The sequence below is a fragment of the Streptomyces sp. Root1310 genome, assembly GCF_001426425.1.
In the GTDB taxonomy this organism is placed as follows: Bacteria; Actinomycetota; Actinomycetes; order Streptomycetales; family Streptomycetaceae; genus Streptomyces.
In genome coordinates this window covers 719,953-741,530 of record NZ_LMEQ01000001.1, presented here as the reverse complement: position 1 = coordinate 741,530, position 21,578 = coordinate 719,953, and the positions used below count along the sequence as shown (strand labels likewise).

The following is a 21,578-nucleotide window of genomic DNA, read 5'->3' as shown; positions in this document are numbered from 1 at the left end:
CACCTTTCGAGCGAGGAACGCTCTGAGCGGGGCGGTCGGTGAGGACGAGTCCTCCACCGGCCGCCCCGCCGGTTTTCATCAGTGGACGTGGGGGCGGGAATGGGCATCTTCGACGGGCTCCTGGGCAGCCGGGCCGCCGACTTCGACTCGGGCAGCGCGGCCACCAACGCGATCGAACTGACCAAGCGGCACCATCAGGTCTCCCTGACCAAGCAGGGTGCCGCGACCGGCAACCTGCGCGTCAACCTGACCTGGCGGATGCGGACGTCCGACATCGGCGGACCGCAGCGGGAGAGCCTGCTGCGGCACCCCTTCAAGGCGCTGCGGCCACCGGAGGTCGTCGGACACAGCCAGAGCATGGTGAACGTCGACCTCGACCTCGGCTGCCTGTACGAGCTGGCCGACGGGACGAAGGGCGTCGTGCAGCCGCTGGGCGGCCTGCTCGGGGACGTGAACGCGGCACCGTACGTGAAGCTCAGCGGGGACGACCGGTTCGGGTCGGCGTCCGGCGAGACGATGTACGTCAACCTCGACCACCGCGAACAGATCAAGCGGCTGCTCGTCTTCGTCTACATCTACGACCAGACGCCGGCGTTCGACCGTACGCACGCGATCGTCACGCTGTACCCGAGCAACGGGCCGCGGATCGAGATAGGCCTCGACGAACGGCACCCGCAGGCCCGGTCCTGCGCGGTGGTGATGATCGAGAACGTGAAGGACGAGCTCATGGTGCGGCGTGAGGTGCGCTTCGTCTACGGGTTCCAGGCGGAACTGGACCGGCTGTACGGCTGGGGACTGACCTGGGGCCGGGGCTACAAGACGAAGGCCGAGAAGTAGCGCCCGAACCCCCGGCGGCTCACCGCCCGACGAACTGGGGGCCCTGCGGGGGAAGCCGGAAGGAGCCGTCCGGATAGCCGTAGCCGTAGGTCGGGAGACTGGCCGGGTAGCCGTACGCCGGCTGCTGCTGGGGGACGGCCGAGGTCGGCTGCTCGGGCGGCAGGGGCTGGGAGAGGCTGGGAGTCTGCGGGGCCGGTTCGGGAGCCGCGCCCGCCGCCTCCTCCGACTCGTCCACCGAGATGCCGAAGTCGGTGGCCAGGCCCTTGAGGCCGTTGGAATAGCCCTCGCCCAGGGCGCGGAACTTCCAGCCCTCGCCGCGCCGGTACAGCTCGCCGCAGATCAGCGCCGTCTCCTCGCCCGTCTCGGGGCGGATGTCGAACGTGGCCAGCGGCTCGCCGTCGGCTGCCGCGTCGTACAGCACGATGGTGAGGGAACGTACGCGGTCGAACGTCACGCCGTCCGCCGAAGCGACCAGCAGAATCTGGCCGACGCCGGACTCGACACCGGACAGATCTGTCTGGATGGTGTCCGTGAGGCCCTCCGCGACACGCTTTTTCCCGAGCCGCCACACCTTCCCGGAAGGATGCCGGGGCTGGTTGTAGAAGACGAAGTCCTCGTCGGAGCGCACACGGCCGTCGAGGCCGAGGAGCAGCGCCGAGGCGTCGACGTCCGGGACCCCCTGCCCGGGGGTCCAGCGCAGCACGGCGCGTACCGTGGTGGCTTTCAGCGGGACGTTCGACCCCTTCAGCATCGCGTGCGTCATGCGGTCATCCTGCCTTCTCGGGCCTGCTCACGACAACGCGGGGTACACGGCAAGTCTCATCCGCGAGTTACCTGAAATTCATGCCGGGTGGGAACCTCTGACATGGATCCCTACGTACTATTACCGGCCACCTCATACCGAATCCACAGACTTACCTTGCACCACGGGGGAGATTTATGCGTCATTTCGGGCACCTCGCCCCTGAGGTGCGACAGCGGCTCTTCTACCGGGAGCCGTGCGTCTTCGACACCGACTCCCCGGCCAGGCTGCTCTCGGCGGCCCTGGGCGCCACGCTGTACAGCCCGGCCACCCGGCCCCGGCTGGCGGACGACATCGTCAAGCAGACCGGGCGCGGTGTGGTGTCGATGGTGCTGTGCCTCGAGGACTCCATCGGAGACGAGGACGTCGAGGCCGGCGAGGAGAACCTGGTCCGGCAGTTCGCCGACCTGGCGGGCCGCAGGGACACGCAGGGCGCGGAGCTGCCGCTGCTCTTCATCCGGGTGCGGACGCCCGAGCAGATCCCCGACCTGGTGCGGCGGCTCGGGGCCACCGTGAGCCTGCTCAGCGGGTTCGTCTTCCCGAAGTTCACCGAGGAGCGGGGCATCCCCTTCCTGGAGGCGCTGGCGGGCGCCGAGACGGCGAGCGGACGGCGGCTGTTCGGCATGCCCGTCCTGGAGACGCCCGAGCTGATGTACCGCGAGTCGCGGGTGGACGCCCTGGAGGGCATCGCCCGCGCCGTCGACAAGTACCGCAGCCGGGTTCTCGCGCTGCGCCTCGGCGTGACGGACTTCTGCTCCTCGTACGGGCTGCGCAGGGCGCCCGACATGACCGCCTACGACGTCCAGATCGTCGCCTCGGTGATCGCCGACGTGGTGAACATGCTGGGCCGGGCCGACGGCACCGGGTTCACGGTGACCGGTCCCGTGTGGGAGTACTTCAGGGTTCCCGAGCGCATGTTCAAGCCGATGTTGCGGCACAGTCCGTTCCTGGAGGGGCAGGCCGTCGAGCTGCGCGAGAAGCTGATAGAGCACGCGATGGACGGGCTGCTGCGCGAGATCTCCCTGGATCACGCCAACGGTCTGCTGGGCAAGACCTGCATCCACCCCTCGCACGTGCCGGCCGTGCACGCGCTGTCCGTCGTCAGTCACGAGGAGTACAGCGACGCGGCGGACATCCTGCGGCCGGAACGCGGCGGCGGGGGTGTGCTGCGGTCGCAGTACACGAACAAGATGAACGAGGTGAAGCCGCACCGCGCCTGGGCCGAGCGCACCATGCTCCGCGCCGAGGTCTTCGGTGTCGCGCACGAGGACGTCAGCTTCGTCGACCTGCTCGCCGCCGGAATACCCGGCTGAAGAACCACCTCACTCACAAGGGACGCATGAACAACGCAGTGAACAACGGGGACGACGGGATCTGGTCCGGGACGTGGGTCGCCGAGCGGCTCGGTGTCGAGCTCGTGGGCGACGCCGCGCTGACGGGCCTGCTGGGGCTGGCCCTGCGCCGCAACCCCAAGCGGGCGCATCTGCTGGTCTCCAACGTCCTGGGCAAGCACGTCCCGCAGTCGCCGTCCGTGGTGCACGGCCACGGCTTCGCCCTCGGCCGCCGGGTGCGTGACCTGCTCGGCGCCGAGGAGACGGCCGAGGCGGTCGTCCTGGGCTACGCGGAGACCGCCACCGGCCTCGGCCACTCGGTCGCCGACGGCCTCGGCGCGGCCCCCTACCTGCACTCCACCCGCCGCCCGGTCGCCGGGGTGGCGCAGGCGGGCGGCTTCGAGGAGTCCCACTCGCACGCGACCTCGCACCTGCTGCTGCCGGAGGACCCGGCGCTGCTGGTCGGGGACGGGCCGCTGGTCCTGGTCGACGACGAGTTCTCGACCGGCAACACGGTCCTGAACACCATCCGGGCCCTGCACGAGCGCTATCCGCGGCGGCGGTACGTCGTCGTCGCCCTCGTCGACATGCGGTCGGCGGCGGACGCGGGCCGCCTGGACGACTTCGCCCGCGAGATCGGCGCCCGCGTCGACCTCGTCACCGCCGCGTCGGGGACGGTACGCCTCCCGGAGGGCGTGCTGGAGAAGGGCCAGGAGCTGGTCGCCCGCTACGAGGCCGCGGGTGCGGTTGCCGCGGGCGGTGATCGGTCGTCCGCGGGTGCGCGGGGGCTGGTCGCGCAGTTCCCCGCGCACCTTCAGGGCGCTGCCCGCACCGAGCCCCAGGGGGCGGCGGCCGCTCCCCCGCAGAGCACTGAGGCCGACATGCGGGTCAACCCCTCAGGGGCGCGGGGAACTGCGCGACACGCCACGGCGGACCCGCGCCCGGAAGACGACCGCACCCCTCGGACGCGCCCCCAGGGCCACCTCACCCGCGTCGACCTGCACTGGCCCCGCGGCCTCCCCGACGGCGGCCGGCACGGGTTCACGCCCAGGCACCGGGCCCGGCTGGAGGCGGCCCTCCCCGCCATGACCGCCCGCCTCGCCGAGGCGATACCCGAGGACGCCTCGCGCGTCCTCGTCCTCGGTTTCGAGGAGCTGATGTACGCCCCGCTCAGGCTGGCCCGTGAGCTGGAGCAGGTGGTGGCCGCCGAGGTGCGCTACTCGACCACCACCCGCTCGCCCGTCCTCGCGGTGGACGACCCCGGCTACGCGATACGCAGCCGAATCGTTTTCCCCGCGCACGACGACCCGGCCGACGGCCCCGGTGAGCGTTATGCCTATAACGTCGCGGGCAGTGGCTTCGACGCCGTCGTCGCCGTCGTGGACTCCGTGGCCGACACCCGGGAGCTGCACGCTCCCGACGGTCTCCTGTCCCAGCTCGCCGCGCACACCCCGCACGTCGTCCTCGCGGTCGTGCCGTCGTACGTCCCCGAGCCGCTGTACGCAGCCGCCTTGTCGGAAGAGAGACCCGCCATGCTGCCCGAGCCCCTCCGCGGCCCCGCCTTCTCCTCGTACCCGCCCGAGGAGGTCGGCTGGCTGCTCCAGGACCTCTCGGACGTGACGCTGGAGGCGCCGACCGAGGAGCGGGAGGAGGCCATCCAGAGCGGCGGCGCGCACTACGCCGAGTCGCTGCCCGTCGAGTACCAGCCCAGCGAGCAGTACCAGGAGCTGTTCCACGCGGCGCTGGAGACGTCGGCTGCGCGGATCGCGCAGGCCGTGGGCGTGGTCACGGACACGGTGATCGCCGAGCGTTCCCCCCGGCCCGTGCTCGTCTCGCTCGCCCGGGCCGGCACCCCGGTCGGTGTGCTGATGCGCCGCTGGGCGCAGTTCCGGCACGGCCTCGACCTGCCGCACTACGCCGTGTCGATCGTGCGCGGCCGGGGCATCGACGCCAACGCGCTGAGGTGGCTGGCCGCCCATCACGACCCGCGTGACGTGGTCTTCGTCGACGGCTGGACCGGCAAGGGCGCGATCACCCGGGAACTGGCCGCGGCGATCGAGGAGTTCGAGGCGGGCGGCGGCGCGGCCGGCTTCGACGCGGAGATCGCGGTGCTGGCGGACCCGGGCTCGTGCGTGCGGACGTACGGCACCCGCGACGACTTCCTGATCCCGTCCGCCTGTCTCAACTCCACCGTCTCGGGGCTCGTCTCGCGGACCGTGCTGCGGGCCGACCTGGTCGGGCCGAACGACTTCCACGGCGCGAAGTTCTACCGCGAACTCGCCGGCAGCGACGTCTCGGTGGCCTTCCTGGACGCCGTGGCCGCCCGCTTCCCCGAGGTCGCGGACGCGGTGGGCGGCGCGGTGAAGGAGCTGCTGGCCAGTGACCGCACGCCGAGCTGGGAGGGCTGGCGGGCCGTCGAGCGGATCAGCGAGGAGTACGGCATCCACGATGTGAACCTGGTCAAGCCCGGGGTCGGCGAGACCACCCGGGTGCTGCTGCGCCGGGTGCCGTGGAAGATCCTGGCGCGGGCCGGCGCGGGCGCCGACCTGGACCACGTACGGCTGCTCGCCGGACAGCGAGGGGTGCCCGTCGAGGAGGTCGGCGACCTGCCGTACACCTGCGTGGGGCTGATCCACCCGCAGTTCACCCGGGGCGCGACCGGTGCCGACGGCAAGGCGGTGACGGTCTGATGCCGGTTCTGGTGGCGAGCGATCTCGACCGTACGCTCATCTACTCGGCGGCCGCCCTGGCGCTGACCATGCCGGACGCGCGGGCGCCGCGGCTGCTGTGCGTGGAGGTGCACGAGGCCAGGCCGCTGTCGTTCATGACGGAGACGTCGGCCCAGCTGCTGACCGAGCTCGGCGACCGGGCGGTGTTCGTGCCGACGACCACCCGGACGCGCAAGCAGTACCAGCGCATCAATCTGCCGGGCCCCGCGCCGAAGTACGCGATCTGCGCGAACGGCGGCCATCTGCTGGTCGACGGTGCGACGGACCAGGACTGGCACGCGAGCGTGCTGGCCAGGCTGGCCGACGAGTGCGCGCCGCTCGCGGAGGTGGAGGAGTACCTGGCGAAGACGGCGGACCCGTTGTGGCTGCGCAAGCAGCGGGTCGCCGAGGACCTGTTCGCCTATCTCGTCGTGGAGCGCGAGCTGCTGCCCGAGGAGTGGGTGAAGGAGCTCGCGGTCTGGGCGGAGAACCGCGGCTGGACCGTGTCGCTCCAGGGCCGCAAGATCTACGCCGTGCCGAAGCCGCTGACCAAGAGCGCGGCGGTCCGTGAGGTGGCCCGCCGGACCGGCGCGGAGCTGACGCTGGCGGCGGGCGACTCGCTGCTCGACGCCGACCTGCTGCTGGTCGCCGACCGGGGCTGGCGTCCCGGCCACGGCGAGCTGGCCGACGCCGCCTGGACGGCCCCGGCGATCACCGCCCTGCCCGAGCGGGGCGTGCTGGCCGGGGAGCGCATCCTTCGGGAGTTCCTGAAGAACTCCTGAGAAATTCTCCGGCGTCGGTCAGCCGCAGCAACCGCCGCCGCAGCATCCGCCGCCGCCCCCGCCGCCCGCCTTGGGCGCGGGGGCGGACTTCGTGCCGCCCACGGCCACCGTGGAGAGCAATTTGACGGTGTCGTCGTGGCCCGCGGGGCAGTCGGCGGGGTCGGCGGACTGCGCCATCGGGCGGCTCAGTTCGAAGGTGTCGCCGCAGGTCCGGCAGCGGTACTCGTAGCGAGGCATGGCGTCAGACTAAGCCCCTATGCTCGGAGGCGGTGTCAGCAGTTTCGGCTCTGTTCACTTCTGTCGATTTCTTCTGTGGAGAATTTGCGAAGAGCGCTGGTAATTTGAGAGCGCCGCGTTGAACTCCAAGGTCGGGAGGGTTCAAGGTTTGCGGCCGCGTCAACGGCAACCATGTCAGGCCCTCGTAAGTCTGTACGTCTGCCTGCGAGCAATACGGAGTGCGGAGGGAGACGCGTCGTGAGCGAGGCGGGGCAGGGGGACAAGCCCCAACGGCCTGACGAAACCATGCAGTTGAAGGTTCCCCCGGCTTTCCGGGCGGACGAGACCATGCAGCTGCGGGTATCGGATATACCGGCTGTGCCGGATATGTCCGAGGGCAAGGGCGAAGGCGGCGGAAAGCAACGTTCGTCGAAAAATCGACGAAAAGCGCCCCAGCCTTCCCTTTTTGCCCGAGTTTCTTCTTTTCTGGGTCCCCGACTCGCCCCGATCCTCGCCGTGCTCGCCCCGTATGTGGCTCGTGTCACGCCCTACGCCCGCAAGCTCCGCCCGCAGTACCCGCGCCCGGGCCGTACCGACTGGAGGCGCTGGATACCCTCCTGGCGCCAGTGCCTCGGCGGCGTCCTCACGTCCATAGGCCTGAGCGGCATGCTCCTGGTCGTCGCCTACGCGGCCACCGACATCCCGGAGAACATCAACTCGTACGCCACCCAGCAGGACAACGTGTACTTCTGGGCCGACGGGACGCCGATGGCCCGCACCGGCTGGGTGCAGCGTCAGGCGATGCCGCTGAAGGACATCCCCGAGGACGTCCGCTGGGCGGTGCTGGCCGCCGAGAACGCCAGCTTCTACAGCGACCCCGGCATCTCCTTCAAGGGCATCAGCCGCGCCCTGTTCCGCACCATCGGCCAGGGAGACACCCAGGGTGGCTCCACGATCACCCAGCAGTACGTCAAGAACGTCTACCTGAACCAGAACCAGACGGTGAGCCGCAAGTTCACCGAGGCCATGATCTCCCTCAAGCTCGACAACCAGATGAGCAAGGACGACATCCTCGAGGGCTACCTCAACACCAGCTGGTTCGGCCGCGGCACCTACGGCATCCAGCGCGCCGCCCAGGCCTACTACGGCAAGGACGTCGGCGAGCTCAACGCCAGCGAAGCCGCCTTCCTCGCCTCCCTGCTCAAGGGCGCCGGCCTGTACGACCCGACCCTGAACTCGGCCAACCGCGCCCGGGCCGTGGAGCGCTGGTCGTGGACCCTGGACCGGATGGTCGACATCGGCAAGCTGTCGAAGGCCGAGCGCGCCAAGTACACGAAGTTCCCCGAGCCGCTCAAGTCCAACCCGCTGTACGACACCGGTGAGCAGAGCGACTACCTGGTGGAACTCGCCTCCCAGTACGCCAAGAAGGCCGGGAAGATCTCCGACAAGGACTTCGACCTGGGCGGCTACCAGATCTACACGACCTTCGACAAGAAGCGCGAGACCCAGCTCACCGACGCCGTCACCAAGGCCCGCAAGGACGCCCTGAAGGACGACCCCGAGAACGCGAAGGCCGCCCACTACGGCGCCTCCTCGGTGGCCTCCGACGGGCGGATCCTCGCCGTCTACGGCGGTCCCGACCACCGTACGCAGGGCTACAACGAGTCCAACGCCACCACCGTCTCGGCCGGCAGCGCGTTCCTGCCGTTCGTGTACGCCGCCGGCCTGGAGAACGGCATCCACAAGACCCGCGACGGGGACACCACGCCGGTCACCGGGGAGACGCTGTACGACGGCGACGACAAGGTGCCGGTGAAGACGCCCGAGGGCCCCTACTGGGACCGCAGCGGCAAGGTGGTGGCCGCGAAGAACGACGACGGCGAGTCGTACGGGCAGATCTCCCTGCACCGCGCGATGGAGCTGTCGGTGAACACCCCGTTCATGCAGCTCGGCATGGACGCCGGCCTCGACGTGGTGCGTGCCACCGCCGAGAAGTCCGGGCTGCTCTCCTCCAGCATCGGGGCGCAGGTGCCCGCGCTGTCCATGGGCAGCTCCACGCCCAGCGCGATCCGCATGGCGAGCGGCTACTCCACCTTCGCCGCGGGCGGCAAGCACACCGAGCCGTACTCGGTGCGCCTGATCACCAAGAACGGCACCAAACTCGTCCTGGACACCCCGGCCGTCGACCGCGCGTTCGGCGCCGACGTGGCCGAGGAGGTCAACTCCGCGCTCGCGGACTCCTTCCGCACCGCCCACCCGCAGGACGTACCCGCCTCACAGCAGACGGCCGCCAGGACCGGCTCGCTCGGCCAGGTGGCCGGGAAGGCGGGCACCACCCAGGACGACACCGCCGCCTGGTACGTCGGCACGGCCAAGGCCGTGTCCACGGCGGTCGTCGTCTACCGCATCGACCTCGGCAAGAGCCTCCAGCCGCTTCCACTGAAGGGCATCGCCGGCACGACCGACGACAGCGTCCCCTACGGCATCTGGTCAGGTGCCATGCGCCCGCTCGGCTGACCACCGAAACGGGCACCCGCATCCCCGAAATCCGGAGAATGATCCGCACATGAAGTCACCGTCGGGCCGCCGCCGCAAGGCTGCGGCAACGCGCCACCCCGCCACCACGCATCCGGGGTTCCTGACGCTCGCGGCGCTCCTCGTCGTCGCGTCCCTGGTGGCCGGCTACCTGGTGCTCAACCGCACGATGAACACCGAGCCGACCGCCTCCTCGGGGGAGAACAAGAAGGCGTCGGCGGGGGCCACCAAGGAGCCGGAGTGGGACGGTAAGACCAAGGTCCTGGGGGACGGCTCCACCTCGTACACCGGACCGCAGACCGGGCAGCTGAAGGCGGTTCCGCTCAAGCCAGGGGAGAAGCCGCCCCAGTTCGTGGTCTTCTCCTGGGACGGCGCGCTCATGGGCGACGACGGCCTCTTCGAGCACTACCGGAAGATGGCCGAGGAGTACAACGCCCACATGACCTTCTTCCTCACCGGCATCTACCTGCTGCCCAAGAGCAAGAAGGACCTGTACTCCCCGCCCCAGCACCCCAAGGGCACGGCGGCCATCAGCTTCCCCACCGACGACCACATCCGCACCACGCTGGAGCAGCTCGGCGAGGCGTGGAAGGAGGGGAACGAGATCGGCACCCACTTCAACGGCCACTTCTGCGGCGCCAAGGGCGGCGGCGACTGGAGCGTCGAGGAGTGGAAGAGCGAGATCGACCAGTTCTACTCCTTCGCGGAGAACTGGAAGACCAACACCGGCTACACGGACATGGACCCGCTGCCCTTCGACTTCAAGAAGGCGGTCGTCGGCGGCCGCGCGCCCTGCCTGGAGGGCCAGGCGAACCTGCTGAAGGCCGCCAAGAGTTACGGCTGGCGCTACGACGCCAGCTCCACCGGCGACTTCCAGATCTGGCCGACGAAGAAGAACGGCATCTGGGACTTCCCGCTCCAGCTGCTCCCCTACGACGGCGGCAAGTACCAGGGCCTGTCCATGGACTTCAACTTCCTCTACAACCAGTCCGACGGTGAGGTCGACGGCGACGCCGCCCAGTACCCCACCTGGGAACAGGAGACCGTCGACGCCTACATGGCCGGCTTCAACCGCGTGTACTACGGCAGCCGGGCGCCCCTGTTCATCGGCAACCACTTCGAGGAGTGGAACGGCGGCATCTACATGAAGTCCGTCGACCAGGTCATCGAGAACGTGTGCACCAAGAAGGACGTCAAGTGCGTGTCCTTCCAGGAGTTGGCCGACTGGATGGACGTCCAGACCCCGGCGACGCTCGAGCGGCTGCGCACCCTGGATCCGGCGCAGAATCCGGACTGGTCCACCGTCGTGAAGTAACCAAACCTCAACCGAGTCCCCTCTTCACAACGGCCACACACGCCATGCAAAGATGCCCTTCCCGGCATCCCTCCGCCGGGGCAAGAGGGGAAACATCCGTGAAGTCAAGGAAATTGAGAGCGACTCGCCGCCGCGTCGCGATACTCGGGGCAGCCGCCACCTCGGTCGTCGCCGGAGTGGCTCTGCTGCCCAACTGGTCCGCCGGTGCCGCCGTCGTCGACGACCCCAAGGTCGACGCCCGGACGAAGGCCACCTTCCAGCGGCTGGCCGACGCGGTCTTCACCGACCGTACCGACGCCCTGGTCGCGGGCAAGCAGGGCGACCGGACGAAGCCGCTGACCGACGGCTTCTCCGGTGACGTCAAGCTGTCCTCCGGCACGGCCCGCACCGAGGACGCCGCCCTGTCCACGCTGGGCGACCGCAAGGACAAGCTGGCGAAGGCCGGCGAGAAGTACAGCAAGGCCAGCACCACCGTCACCCTGAACGCCACGCGGGTGACCGGCCGTACCGCCAAGGCCGCGGTCACCGAGAGCACGACGCTGACCTACGAGAAGGTCCGCGGCAACGAGCCGAAGAGCACCGGCTTCGAGGCCCACCACGAGCTGACGTTCAAGGCCGACCGGCAGGGCAACTGGCAGCTGACGGACATCCGCGACACCGACCAGGGCGGTCTCGCGGTGAACGCGCTCACCAAGCCGGTGTCCGTCAAGACGGCCACGACGGCCGACGACACCATGCCGAACGCCGCGCGCGCGGCCACCACCCGCAACCCGGTCGCCGCTCCGAAGACCGGCACCGCCTATGACTACAAGGCCATGGCGGCGTACGCCGAGAAGTACTGGAACGTCTACAACAAGGACTACCCGGACTACAACGGCCACGGCGCCGGCGGCGACTGCACCAACTTCGTCAGCCAGTCCCTGAAGGCGGGCGGCTGGAAGCACGTCCCCGGCTACGTGTACGACTACACCCGGTGGTTCGGCAACGCCGACATCCAGTCGGACTCGTTCGTCGGCGTCAACGAGTGGTCCTGGTTCGCCCAGAACTCCAAGCGGACGACCGCGCTCGCCAACGTCTACCAGCTCGAGGTCGGCGACGTCCTCCAGATGGACTTCGACCGCGACGGGTCCAAGGACCACACGATGATCGTCACCGCCAAGAGCGGCGGCGTGCCGTACGTGACCTACCACTCGAACAACACCCTGCGCAGGTCGGTGGCGAGCCTCGTCTCGTCGTACCCGACCGCGTACTTCTACGCCTACCGCACCTGATCCGGCCGGCCCGTCACTCCTCGGGGTGGCGGGCCCGCCAGTACGGGTTGTCGTGCGGCAGGGCGGACCCCACCCTGCCGTACATCCCGAAGACGAGCAGCAGGATCCCGATCACGAAGCTGAGCATGCAGTTCTGGATCTCGAAGGCCAGGAAGTTGTAGTCCGTCTCCAGCAGGGCCATGTTCAGGAACCCGCTCAGGATGAACAGGACACCGAGGGTCATGTTCAGCGTGGACGCGAAGTTCCCGCCGATCACCATGCCCACGAGCAGCAGCAGCCCGACGCCGACCGACAGCCAGCTGAGCGCCCCGTTGGTGTTGAGGCTCCACACCTCGTCCCCGCCGGTGTCGAAGAAACCGATGTTGTCGACGATGCCGAAGATCCCGAAGGCGATCAGCCCCAGGCCCATCAGCCCGGCGCCGATCCGGTAGACCATGTTCAGACGGTGGTCGACCGGCAGATGCTCGTCGAACCTGATGCGCCGCCTGGACCGGCCGTGCACTGCGTGTGTGGCCATCTCCGCCTCCCTGAGGGTGGATGCGCCGATGGAGGCCGTACGTACCTTCAATATCCGCCCGCCGGGCGGACACGGCAATGTCAGTGCCCCGTCCCGCGCTCCTCACGGATCCCGGACACCACGTCCGCCACCGTCCGCCGGACGGCCTCCGTCTCGGTCAGGAAGTGCCAGTAGTCGGGGTGCCGGCCCTCCAGCGTGCCGATCGCCCGCTCCAGCCGGGCCACCGAGTCGTCCAGCGGGCGCGCGTGCCGGGGATCGGGGGTGTTGCGTCCCGCCATCGCCAGCCGCTGGGCGTCCCGGATCGCGAACCGGGTCCGGTCGATCTCCGCCTGCGGATCCTTCTGCACGGCGTTCAGCCTGGTCAGCCGGTCACCGGCGGCCGAGACCGCCTCGTCGGTGCTGTTCAGCAGGGCGCGCACCGTCGACAGCAGCGCGGTGGCGTCCGGCCAGCGCTGCGCGTCCCGCGCGCCCCGCGCCTCCGCGAGCTTCGCCTCGGCCTGCCGGACGTGCTCCCCGGCCTCGTCGGGGACGTGCTGGAGGTCCTGCCAGCAGGCGGCCGAGAACCGCCGACGCAGCTCGCTCAGGATCGGCTCCACCTGCCCCGAGCGGGTCGTCAGCGCCTGGGCGCGGGTCCGCAGCGAGACGAGCCGGTGGTCGATCTCGGCGGCCCGCTCCGGCAGCCGCTCCGCCTCCACGCGGACCGCCTCGGCCTCCCGCGCCACACGCTCCGCCCGCTCCAGCGTCTGCGGCACCCCGTGCTGTCCCGCGCCCTGGTTCAGCTTCGTCAGCTCGGGCGCCAGCGCCGCCAGCCGCGCCGCGAGTCCGTCCGCCCGCAGCCCGCTCTCCCGTACGGCGTCCAGCGCGTTCGAGGCGGCCAGCAGCGCCTGCCGGGCCCGCTCCACGGCGGGCGCGAGGCGGGCCAGCTGGGTCTCGGCCTTGCCGAGCAGCGGGCCCAGTCCGTCGGCGAACCGGTCCAGCTCCTGCCTCACGCGGCCCAGCTCGTCCTTGGCGCGGGTCAGTTCGGTGCGGGCCTGGGCGGCCGCCGAGACCTCCAGGTCGTCCCGGTCGAGGTCATGGGCGTCGACGGCGTCGATGTACTGCCGGCTGGCCTCGTCGATCCGCCTGCCGACGGCCTCGAAGTCGGAGAGGGCGCGCCGGGCGGCCGGCGAGTCGTCCACGGCTCTGATCGTCTCGATCGAGATCCGCAGGTCCCGCTGGGCGGTGTCCAGCTCGTAGAAGGCGGCCGCCGCCGCGTCCTTGGCGGCCTGGGCCTCGGCCCGCTGTCCCTCCGCCCGTCCGCCGAACCAGCGCCGGGTGCCGCCGCCGGCGAACGCGGCGGGCAGCGCGAGGGCGGCCACGAGGGGAAGGGTGACGAGGGTGAGGGTGTCCCGGAGCGCTTGTGGTCCCCGGCGCGCACGACAGCGCTGTGCGCGCGGCACCAACGGCGAATACGGCTGCGCTGGTGTCGCCGTCACATCCCTCTCCCGTGCTGTGATCCGTCCTGCCCGGTGTCATTCTCCCACCGGTTAAGGACGAACACACGGGTCGGTCAGTTCGCGTTCCGGACGGTGACTTTGCCGTCGGCGGTGCGTGCGCTGACCACATGCGCGCTGGACTCGTCGCGTGGCACGGACACGTCCACCCCGCCGTCGTCGGTCTTCGTGGTCACCCGGTAGGTCGCCTCGGGCAGTGTGATCGTCACCGAGCCGTCCTCGCTGACGGACTCCACCCGGTCCGGTACGGCGGCCAGGGTGAGGTGGACCGAGCCGTCCTCGGTACGGGTGTCCACCGTGCGCGAGGAGACCTCGGCGCGTACGGAACCGTCCTCGGTGCGCAGCTCCAGCGGCCCGCTGGAGTCGGTGACCTGTACCGAGCCGTCCTCGGCGTGCACGCTCAGCGCGTCCCGGAAGCCCTGTGCCCGCACGCTGCCGTCCTCGTTCTCGACCTTCACGGCGACGCCCCGGGGCACCTCGATCCGGTGCTTGGCGGCGCAGTCGGCGACCAGGCCGGAGCAGTGCAGCCGCAGCTTCAGCCGGTCGTCCTTCATCGACCAGGTCACCTTCGGCTCCTCGCCGATGGTGACCGACCCCTGGAACCAGCGGGTGACGTCGACCTTGCCCACCTCGGCCGTGTCCGACGCGACGATCTCGAGCGCCGAGTCGTCGGAGTCGATGGTGAGCGTGCGGCCCTGAAGGGCGAAGGCCCGGTGATCGGGATGCTCGTCGTCGGCGGCGGCGGCGCCGCAGGCGGTCGTACCGGCGGCCAGGGCCACGACGGCCCCGGTGGCGAGGAACGCGCGGGCCGAAAGTGACGTACGTGCCATGGTGATCTCCCCCTGGGCTGCGTGGCGTTGCCCTGACGACATTAGGGAGCCGCCGCCCGCGGGAGGATCCGGCACGCTCCCGGATCCGGGGTGGGGCTAACCCCCGGATACGGGTTTGCGAGGCACGGCCCCGGGCAATGTAGGCTGTCGACTCGTCCCGGGTGCGTAGCTCAGGGGTAGAGCGCCTGCCTTACAAGCAGGATGTCGGCGGTTCGAAACCGTCCGCGCCCACACAGGTCAGAGGCCCGCCGCATGACCCGCGGCGGGCCTCTGCCAGGAACTCCGGCACGTCGACCTCCCGGGCGCTGTACTTGTTTCTTCGGCGGCCCCAGGTACACGTCCAGCCGGGGCTTCGGCGGTTTCCTCCGGTTCGCCTTCCACCCCTTCGCCCGGCACATCTCCAACCGGGCGTCCTCGGCGGCCTGCCACGCAGCCAGACCCTCCTCGTCGAGCTCGATCGTATCCTCGTGCAGCGCGCCGACCTTCGGGTCTATCCGGATGACGTGCCGCACGAAGGGCTTCCCGGCGATCTTGTCGGCGCCGCCGACTACATCGCCGGCGCCGTCCAGCGCCCGGCCATCACCCGCCCGCCCATCATGAACGGCACCGACACCGTGAGCGTGCAGCTCACCGGCTCGCCCTCGCCGACACCGCCGACCCCGCGCCGCTGGTCGCACACCAACCCGCGCCAACGGTCCACCCCGTTCGCCGCGGCCTGGCTCCTCGACCGTGTCGAAGACGCCCCGGGCCCGTTCCGGAAGCTGACCGGATCTCAGGCTGACGAGATCGCCCGGACCGCCGGCCGCGCCGCCCGCGCGCTCGAGATGACCCGCCAGACTCAGGCCCTCGAGCGCCCGTGCCGGCACTGCCGCGGCGTGCTGCGCATCGAGGCGGCGACGGCCCAGCCCCGGCCGTCCGATGCAGTGGCTGCGGGCGGAAGTGGAAGGGCTGCCGTAGATCCCATCAAGGAATCGGAGGTTGATCCAAATTCATTTCGATCGAGATCTCAACACCCGTTACAGCCCCGATATTCTTCACGGTAGCTCGTCACGATCCCGAGGTTGTCGTTGTACGACACTGGGATGCGAACGTATGGGTGGCATCGTCCACTGCATGCAGGTCGCGAGGGTACCGGCTCACTCGTCAACCTAGCCTGCGCCGCCTGTCGCGACAGCTCCTCGATCTCTTGGTCAAGGAGCCTTCGACGCTCCTCGCGCGCTTCAGGACTCATCTTCACGTAACGGCAGAAATCGCTAAAGAGGTAGGCGATCCAGCACAGAGCAATGAACGCACCAATTCCCAGAGCTACCTTCAGGATGGTGAAAACGGCGTCAGGGATGCGCCCGTAGAATATCAAGTTGGCGATCGCTACGATCACGTCTTCGATGAATTCCATGCAGAAAGCCTCCTCCCGGTAAAGCGCAACGCCTAGGGGCGCGCAAAGCTCAAGGGATGCAGAAAGCGCGCCCCTGCTCTGCATGATGCGCCCGCTGACGCTGTCCGGCGTCGTGCGCGCGCAGCAGGGTTCGTGCCCAGCAAGGATTGAGGCTTGCCTGGACCACCTTGCTCACGCAACGTCGATGCCCAGCTCGGTGTCCGGCCGGCAGAAGGCGCGAGGCTCGATCGTGGGGTCGGTGAGGGACACCTGGACGTCGTGCTCGGTGAGAGGTCTCGGTGTGGGCGAGGTGCCGGGCGAGGTGCGCCAGGATCGCGCGGAGGCGCGGGGCGTCCGGAGGTAACTCGTTCATGTGCTCGGCGCTAGAGGTCCCCGGGGGTGCCGACACGCGACTCAGCAATCGTTGACGTGCCCCTTCTTGCATTGGACGTACGTGATCCCGAGGACCTTATTCACCTTCGAAACGTCTACAGCGATAGCGATCAACTCGGCGATGGTGCTCCCGTTCACGCGGGTCGCCGCAGTCCTCGTGTTGATCACGACCTGCTTTCGCATCCCGTCACAATCGTCGCACCAGGCCCGCACGACGGTCCCTACCTTGGACATTCTCTCCCCCTCCGTCTTCACTGCAGGGAAACCGTCTCATTCAGGGCTACGAGTTCTCTACATCTGGGACGCCGGAAATCAACTAGATCTGCTCACCTCGACGATGTCGCCCGCTGGCTGCATCGGCCGTAAGACGGTCCCGCGACCGATTGGCCGTGGCGTTACTGCGACTACTCCTCCGTGTTCTTCTTCGGGCGGGTGGTGCCTGCCCCCTTGTAGCCGCGAAACACGTCCTGCACCGTGGAGAGCTTGATCCCGACATGCTCGGCGATTTCCCGGTAGGACATGCCCTCGCCGTCTGCCCGCAGCTCTCGAATCAGGTCGGTGCGCTCGGCCGACCATGTGCGATTCCGGACGACCTGGTCGGCCATGATCCGACTCTGTGCCCGACCCGTTCCACTCGATCCGCGATGTGTTCCCGCCTTCCCACCCGGGCACCGCCGCCATGCGCACGGCGATCGTCGCCGCAGGCCTCGGCGACGCGTCCGACGGCTGCATCTGCGGCACCCTGCGCGCTGAGGTCGAGACCCACAAGCCGCACCTCAAGACCCTGCCGACCGCCCCGTTCGCCATGGGCGCCTAGGAGGCCCGGGCCCGTGACCGCGTTGTTCGGTGTCTTCTGCGCAGCCAGTGCGTGCGGCGCAGCGCTCGGACGTGCCCGCCAGGCGCGCAACGCCGTCGGCCCGGTCACGGCCACCGCTGTCTTCATCGTCGTCCTCGCCGCGGCCATGTACCGCTGAGGAACTCGAATGACCCCGCTCGCCATCCCGGTCTACGGACTCGTTTCCATCGGCGGCGTCACCGTCGGACTGTCCCTGTCCGCCTGGGACTTCACCCGCTGGTGCACCGGCCACAAGAAGCGCCTCTCCTCAGGGCCGTGCAAGCGCTCCTGCCACAGCTGCTGTGCCTGTCGTACGGCGCGCTGGTCATCCTCTGTGCCGGCGGCATCGGCGACTGGAGCTTGTGGGGCACCAACCAGATCGGCGACATCGGCCTCGTCTACGGCCTCGGAGCGACCACCCCGACCGTCACCCGCGCCTCGCACCTGGCCCTCGCCCCGGGCGGGCACCGGCCGTCATCATCATCACCGTCGTGATCGTCGCGGTGGGCAGCGAGCGAGACTTTCGCTGGGACTTCGTCCGTCAGGTCCTCGCCGGTATCGCCCTCGGCATCGCGTCGAGCATCGCCGGGGTTGTGGGCTTCCTCGGTGTCCTGTGCTGGCGACTACGTGATGGGGCTGATGTGAAGCCGCGTGCGGCCGACGAGCCGAGCCGCAGCACACTCGTGGTGGTCGGCTCGGTGACCACTTGGCGCATCATCGTCGTCTTCCCCGAAGTGGCCTACACCGTGGCCGGGATCCTCGGCACGGTCGCCTGGCTGAAGGGTCGGGCGTGGCTCGCCGGACGGCAGGACAATGCTGCCGAGGACCAGGAGGAGGTCGAGCCGCCGGACATCGGCGCCTCCCTCCGCCGCCTGGTCGGCGACGACAAGGGGGTCCTCCTCACTCGACGCCGGCGGTACTTGTGGCTGCCGTGCCGGCCGCCCCTTCTCTCGTTGCCCCGGACTGCCATGACGACCGTTGCTGTTGCATGTCAGACGACAACAGCAACGGCAACAACGGCTCCGACGAGGGTGCAGGGGAGGGGGCGCGTGCAGAGACCATCGGTGAAGGGAGCCGAATCGTCCGGGGTGCCCCCCACCAGCGCTCCGAGTTCGTGGCGATCTTTGAGCGGTTCATGGCCGAGGCCTTCCCGAACCGCTCGAAGGAGGAGGCGACCGACGAATGATCCGCTCCGGGCCCCGTCGCGAATTCCTCCCGCGACGGGGCCCACGCACGCCACGATGAGCCAGTGCCCACATCACTCCGGGCCACCGGCGAAGCCAAGAACATGACCCGCGACGAACTCGCCCAGTTCATCGACGACGCACGCAAGGCCGGCCTCCCCTGCGACCGGAATGTGCGTGCCGAGCTGACGTACACGGCAAAAATATGGAAGTCGAGATCGTCCTCAGCGAGGATGATGACTGACCGTCCAAGGAGTCGTAGATGTGGTCCACGATCGTCGCCGTCCTGGGCACCCTCGCCGGTGTCGCCCTGGCTGGGTACACCCAACGGTCTGGCGATCGGCAGGCTCGGCAACACGCGCACCGCCAAGAGGTGACGAACGCTGTTGCTGAACTGCTGGAGGCGATCGTCCGCCACCGTGAAGCGCACTGGTTATCCGTCGAGTCCCGGCGCGCTGGCGCCGCTCCGACGGCGGAAGAACGCACGGCTCTGGCCACCACCCGCAGTTCGGCCACAGTCGCCCGCGACCGGATCGGGCTCCTCGTTACATCAGAGCCTGCACTTCTGGGTGCCATCGAGACCGCATGGCGGACGGCTGTGGATCTGCCCAACGTAGTCCTAGACCCGGCGAACGACGGCCGGTTTTCGCCCGAGGTGGAGGCGGCTCTGGATGCCGCCCGGGAACGGTGTCGAGGCGCCCATACGGCGCTCCGAATTGCTGGTTCCGCCTACGTGCATAGCCGCTGAACGAGAGGCTCCGGCAGCCATGGCCCGGCTACCGCTGACACCCGTCATGACGGGGTACCGGCAGACGCCTCCTCCAACTTCCCGTACGAGTCGAGCGACCAATGGACTCCGGCACCATCCGTGAAGAAAACGGTCGGCCGATTGTTGTGCACGGTCGCCGATGTCAAGCCGTTCAAGCTGAATCGCGCAGCCTTCATCGCTCCAAGGACGTCGACTGGAATGGGCAGTGCCTCAGTGCCTCTCTCGAAGGGACGCGCTGGGTTGTGTTCGAACGCAGGCCATGTGAAGGCCCTCTCGGCCCTGTAGGCGGTTCCGAAGTGGACTTCAACCTTGCGGATGAGGGTATCCGTCGGATTTTGCACAGTCACCACCCAGCCATGCCCTTCGTTATCCGAGCCAGTCCGGCGCTGGTGCATCGCAATCTGGCGCGCCTGCGCCCACTTGCGGGCTTCGGCAGCTGCTCGCAGCTCTGCCCTTTCCAACTGCAGGTTCTGCCGCTGCTCGTCCATGAATCGAGTCTGCTCGCCAATGAACTCCTGCTGCTCGCCGATCTGCTGCCGCTGACTCTTGATCGTCTGGTAGGCAAACCAGGCAGCGCCGCCGGCGAATAACGCGCCCACGGCCGTTGGTACGTCGCCCCAGTTCAACGGGCCCACGCCCCACCTCTCACTTCATGCTCGATTCCATCAGGCAGACGCTTGGTCGGCTCCTTGCAGTTCCGGCGAGCACCGTAGGGTCTGCGCCCGTAGCACACGCTTTCGCAGAATTCGTGGAGAAGCAGCGCGCCGCCGACGAGGCGCACACGCAGGTCCAAGCTCTCCAGGTCGAGTACGGCCGGCCTACCCAGGAGAACGGCTGGACCGACGAGCAGACCACGGCGTACGACACCGCCTGGACGACCTGGCCCACCCTCGCCGCCGAGATCCAGGCCGCGGTCACCACGCCAAGACGGAGGGCGAGGCCCGCTGCAAATCGAGGCCAAGGTGAAGATCGCCGCGCGACACCCAGACCCCGCGACCGTGTGAGCCGACCATCGAGTGGTCATGATCGCGCCGCCGTTGGTGCGGAGCTTGCCTCGGAGCTGGGGATTTCCCCGGGTGTACTATTTTCCTGGAGTGCGCGTGGACAGACTGTCCACGCGGCGGAGAGCCCAGCCCCGGCTGCAATCCGAGGCCAGGCCCTCCCGCGCAGTTCATAGAGCCCGGTCGCCCACTACTCGACCGGGCTCGCTGCTGCCAGCTGCCGGTCCCGACCGAAGACTCCTTACGCCCTTAGCGTGTGAGGAACTGCGCCGCACCGATGGCGATGGTGATCACCACCCCCGAAGCCGCCATGCCGAGTGACCACTTCTGGTAGCTCGTCCAGCGACGGCCTTCCCTTGAGTCGCCGGGATCCTCGGACTCGTCGGTCGGGTTGCACATCGGGAGACCTCCCTTACCTCGGCCGACCCGCCCTGTGCGGGCCGGGGCCTTGGAGCCGCTTCCCCGAAGCAGTCTCAGCGGAGGGTCCGTTCGGTCTCATACAAAATCATACCGGTAGCGCCGACGGGGTAGGCGGTCCATCAAATAGCCGCAGGTCGCGGCACAGTGACGTGGCGTCAACCCCCACCAGCGTGCGCAGATATCCATGACCGAGATGTCAGCGGCGTTGGCTACCGTCCTCCCGTCCCCCCTCCACGACCCCCGCTCCCCCCCCCCGGGTGGGGGGCTGGTTGGCTCGTCCGGTCTCGTTGTGCCTACGGACGCCCAGCTGGACGCGATCCAGTGGCTGGCTGCGCAATGGCGGGGTCGCCGGAGACCGAGTGCGGGGTCACCGCGACGGCTACGCGACCGCCTGCCCGGGGGATCCGCTTTACGCCTGGGTGCAGGCCTGACGCCGACGGCTTCCAGGCCCGCTCACCTGGCAACTCCTCCTCTCCTGAAAGCGACGCACGACCATGCAGGAATCCATCAAGCGCACCGCCCGCACTGTCCTCCAGACCACGGTCGGAGTGGCCGTGGTGCTGCCGCAGATCGTCGGCGCTTCCGGGGTGCCGGAGCCCCTGCCGTGGCCGGTGGGCTCGCCCGGGCCATGGCCCTCCCCGGGGCCCAGGCGCTGCTCCCCGCGTGGTTCCGGACCGAACACCGCAGCGAGCCGCCGATGACGCCCCCAGAGTCCACCGCGGTCGCCGTCGAACTGGAGCGGCTTCGCGGGACCGTCGAGGCCGGATTTGCCCAGGTCGAAGGCGCACTGGCGCTCTTGGGCCAGCGTAATGACCAAACTGACCGGCAACTCGCCGACCACGAGCAGCGCCTGGACGCGATCGAGCGGAACCGGTGGCCTGTCCAGGCCGTCACCGCGTTGACCGCCGTGGGTGCCCTCGTATTGACCGTGTGGCAGTCCTCAGGACGTTGACCTCTGCCCTTT

At 69.1% G+C, this 21,578-nt stretch carries 23 protein-coding genes and 1 tRNA gene; 15 read left to right on the top strand and 9 right to left on the bottom strand.

Annotated elements, in window-relative coordinates; all coding sequences use genetic code 11:
- The first annotated feature begins 99 nt into the window (after positions 1 to 99).
- Positions 100 to 837, top strand: a complete 738-nt coding sequence (locus ASD48_RS03400) for a Tellurium resistance (protein ID WP_057599840.1) — start codon at positions 100 to 102, stop codon at positions 835 to 837.
- A 19-nt stretch (positions 838 to 856) separates the two neighbouring features.
- Here the strand turns inward: ASD48_RS03400 and ASD48_RS03395 are convergent, their stop codons facing one another.
- Positions 857 to 1,600, bottom strand: a complete 744-nt coding sequence (locus ASD48_RS03395) for a TerD family protein (RefSeq protein ID WP_057599839.1) — start codon at positions 1,598 to 1,600, stop codon at positions 857 to 859.
- 176 nt (positions 1,601 to 1,776) lie between these two features.
- Between ASD48_RS03395 and ASD48_RS03390 the strand changes: the two genes are divergently transcribed.
- From ASD48_RS03390 to ASD48_RS03380, 3 genes are read left to right on the top strand one after another with little or no spacing between them, the layout of a single operon-like run.
- Positions 1,777 to 2,952: an HpcH/HpaI aldolase/citrate lyase family protein gene (locus ASD48_RS03390; RefSeq protein ID WP_057599838.1), complete on the top strand. Its 1,176-nt coding sequence runs from the start codon at positions 1,777 to 1,779 to the stop codon at positions 2,950 to 2,952.
- A gap of 26 nt (positions 2,953 to 2,978) precedes the next feature.
- The gene (locus ASD48_RS03385; protein ID WP_057599837.1) at positions 2,979 to 5,660 is read left to right on the top strand and encodes a phosphoribosyltransferase; all 2,682 of its coding nucleotides are present in this window, start codon (positions 2,979 to 2,981) and stop codon (positions 5,658 to 5,660) included.
- The gene (locus ASD48_RS03380; protein WP_057599836.1) at positions 5,660 to 6,460 is read left to right on the top strand and encodes a hypothetical protein; all 801 of its coding nucleotides are present in this window, start codon (positions 5,660 to 5,662) and stop codon (positions 6,458 to 6,460) included. Before ASD48_RS03385 ends, ASD48_RS03380 begins: the two co-directional genes overlap by 1 nt.
- Positions 6,461 to 6,478: 18 nt before the next feature.
- Here the strand turns inward: ASD48_RS03380 and ASD48_RS03375 are convergent, their stop codons facing one another.
- Entirely contained in the window at positions 6,479 to 6,697 is a 219-nt protein-coding gene (locus ASD48_RS03375) for a zinc ribbon domain-containing protein (protein ID WP_057599835.1), read from the bottom strand.
- A gap of 285 nt (positions 6,698 to 6,982) precedes the next feature.
- Here ASD48_RS03375 and ASD48_RS03370 point away from each other — a divergent pair, with 285 nt between their 5' ends.
- From ASD48_RS03370 to ASD48_RS03360, 3 genes are all read left to right on the top strand, one after another.
- Positions 6,983 to 9,193, top strand: coding sequence for a transglycosylase domain-containing protein (locus ASD48_RS03370; RefSeq protein ID WP_199875713.1), 2,211 nt, complete (start codon positions 6,983 to 6,985; stop codon positions 9,191 to 9,193).
- Between the two features lie 49 nt (positions 9,194 to 9,242).
- Positions 9,243 to 10,526, top strand: coding sequence for a hypothetical protein (locus tag ASD48_RS03365; protein WP_057599834.1), 1,284 nt, complete (start codon positions 9,243 to 9,245; stop codon positions 10,524 to 10,526).
- A gap of 98 nt (positions 10,527 to 10,624) precedes the next feature.
- Positions 10,625 to 11,797, top strand: coding sequence for an amidase domain-containing protein (locus tag ASD48_RS03360; RefSeq protein ID WP_057599833.1), 1,173 nt, complete (start codon positions 10,625 to 10,627; stop codon positions 11,795 to 11,797).
- Positions 11,798 to 11,810: 13 nt separating this feature from the next.
- Here the strand turns inward: ASD48_RS03360 and ASD48_RS03355 are convergent, their stop codons facing one another.
- The 3 genes from ASD48_RS03355 to ASD48_RS03345 all read right to left on the bottom strand — a co-directional run bounded on the left by ASD48_RS03355 (position 11,811) and on the right by ASD48_RS03345 (position 14,637).
- Complete coding sequence (locus ASD48_RS03355) at positions 11,811 to 12,314, bottom strand: DUF4383 domain-containing protein (protein ID WP_057599832.1); 504 nt, start codon at positions 12,312 to 12,314, stop codon at positions 11,811 to 11,813.
- A gap of 80 nt (positions 12,315 to 12,394) precedes the next feature.
- Positions 12,395 to 13,789, bottom strand: a complete 1,395-nt coding sequence (locus tag ASD48_RS03350; RefSeq protein ID WP_057599831.1) for a hypothetical protein — start codon at positions 13,787 to 13,789, stop codon at positions 12,395 to 12,397.
- A gap of 74 nt (positions 13,790 to 13,863) precedes the next feature.
- Positions 13,864 to 14,637 carry a DUF4097 family beta strand repeat-containing protein gene (locus ASD48_RS03345; protein WP_057599830.1) on the bottom strand — a complete coding sequence of 258 codons (774 nt, stop codon included), beginning with the start codon at positions 14,635 to 14,637 and terminating at the stop codon, positions 13,864 to 13,866.
- Positions 14,638 to 14,796: 159 nt separating this feature from the next.
- Between ASD48_RS03345 and ASD48_RS03340 the strand changes: the two genes are divergently transcribed.
- Positions 14,797 to 14,868, top strand: a tRNA-Val gene (locus ASD48_RS03340).
- Between the two features lie 236 nt (positions 14,869 to 15,104).
- Positions 15,105 to 15,680 carry a hypothetical protein gene (locus ASD48_RS44090; RefSeq protein ID WP_157880592.1) on the top strand — a complete coding sequence of 192 codons (576 nt, stop codon included), beginning with the start codon at positions 15,105 to 15,107 and terminating at the stop codon, positions 15,678 to 15,680.
- On the opposite strand, the gene ASD48_RS03335 is transcribed toward ASD48_RS44090, so the two are convergent.
- Together ASD48_RS03335 and ASD48_RS03320 are read right to left on the bottom strand one after the other, a co-directional pair.
- Positions 15,644 to 16,033: a hypothetical protein gene (locus ASD48_RS03335; RefSeq protein ID WP_057599829.1), complete on the bottom strand. Its 390-nt coding sequence runs from the start codon at positions 16,031 to 16,033 to the stop codon at positions 15,644 to 15,646. The two genes, ASD48_RS44090 and ASD48_RS03335, sit on opposite strands and share 37 nt — an antisense overlap.
- A gap of 776 nt (positions 16,034 to 16,809) precedes the next feature.
- Positions 16,810 to 17,010: a helix-turn-helix domain-containing protein gene (locus tag ASD48_RS03320; RefSeq protein WP_057599826.1), complete on the bottom strand. Its 201-nt coding sequence runs from the start codon at positions 17,008 to 17,010 to the stop codon at positions 16,810 to 16,812.
- A gap of 11 nt (positions 17,011 to 17,021) precedes the next feature.
- Here ASD48_RS03320 and ASD48_RS03315 point away from each other — a divergent pair, with 11 nt between their 5' ends.
- The 5 genes from ASD48_RS03315 (at position 17,022) to ASD48_RS44080 (ending at position 19,172) form a co-directional block, all read left to right on the top strand.
- A complete protein-coding gene (locus ASD48_RS03315) occupies positions 17,022 to 17,222 on the top strand; it encodes a hypothetical protein (protein ID WP_057599825.1) in 201 nt (66 codons plus the stop codon).
- 13 nt (positions 17,223 to 17,235) lie between these two features.
- Positions 17,236 to 17,379, top strand: a complete 144-nt coding sequence (locus ASD48_RS44085; RefSeq protein WP_157880591.1) for a hypothetical protein — start codon at positions 17,236 to 17,238, stop codon at positions 17,377 to 17,379.
- Between the two features lie 137 nt (positions 17,380 to 17,516).
- A complete protein-coding gene (locus ASD48_RS03310; RefSeq protein WP_057599824.1) occupies positions 17,517 to 17,735 on the top strand; it encodes a hypothetical protein in 219 nt (72 codons plus the stop codon).
- Between the two features lie 493 nt (positions 17,736 to 18,228).
- On the top strand, positions 18,229 to 18,426 hold the full coding sequence (locus ASD48_RS03305) for a hypothetical protein (RefSeq protein ID WP_057599823.1): 198 nt from the start codon (positions 18,229 to 18,231) through the stop codon (positions 18,424 to 18,426).
- Between the two features lie 260 nt (positions 18,427 to 18,686).
- A complete protein-coding gene (locus ASD48_RS44080; RefSeq protein ID WP_057599822.1) occupies positions 18,687 to 19,172 on the top strand; it encodes a hypothetical protein in 486 nt (161 codons plus the stop codon).
- Between the two features lie 44 nt (positions 19,173 to 19,216).
- Here ASD48_RS44080 and ASD48_RS03295 read toward each other — a convergent pair whose 3' ends face one another.
- Positions 19,217 to 19,828, bottom strand: a complete 612-nt coding sequence (locus tag ASD48_RS03295; protein ID WP_057599821.1) for a hypothetical protein — start codon at positions 19,826 to 19,828, stop codon at positions 19,217 to 19,219.
- A 615-nt stretch (positions 19,829 to 20,443) separates the two neighbouring features.
- Entirely contained in the window at positions 20,444 to 20,593 is a 150-nt protein-coding gene (locus ASD48_RS44075) for a hypothetical protein (protein ID WP_157880590.1), read from the bottom strand.
- A 718-nt stretch (positions 20,594 to 21,311) separates the two neighbouring features.
- On the opposite strand from ASD48_RS44075, the gene ASD48_RS03290 reads away from it, so the two are divergent.
- Complete coding sequence (locus tag ASD48_RS03290) at positions 21,312 to 21,566, top strand: hypothetical protein (protein WP_057600975.1); 255 nt, start codon at positions 21,312 to 21,314, stop codon at positions 21,564 to 21,566.
- The last annotated feature ends 12 nt before the right edge of the window (positions 21,567 to 21,578 follow it).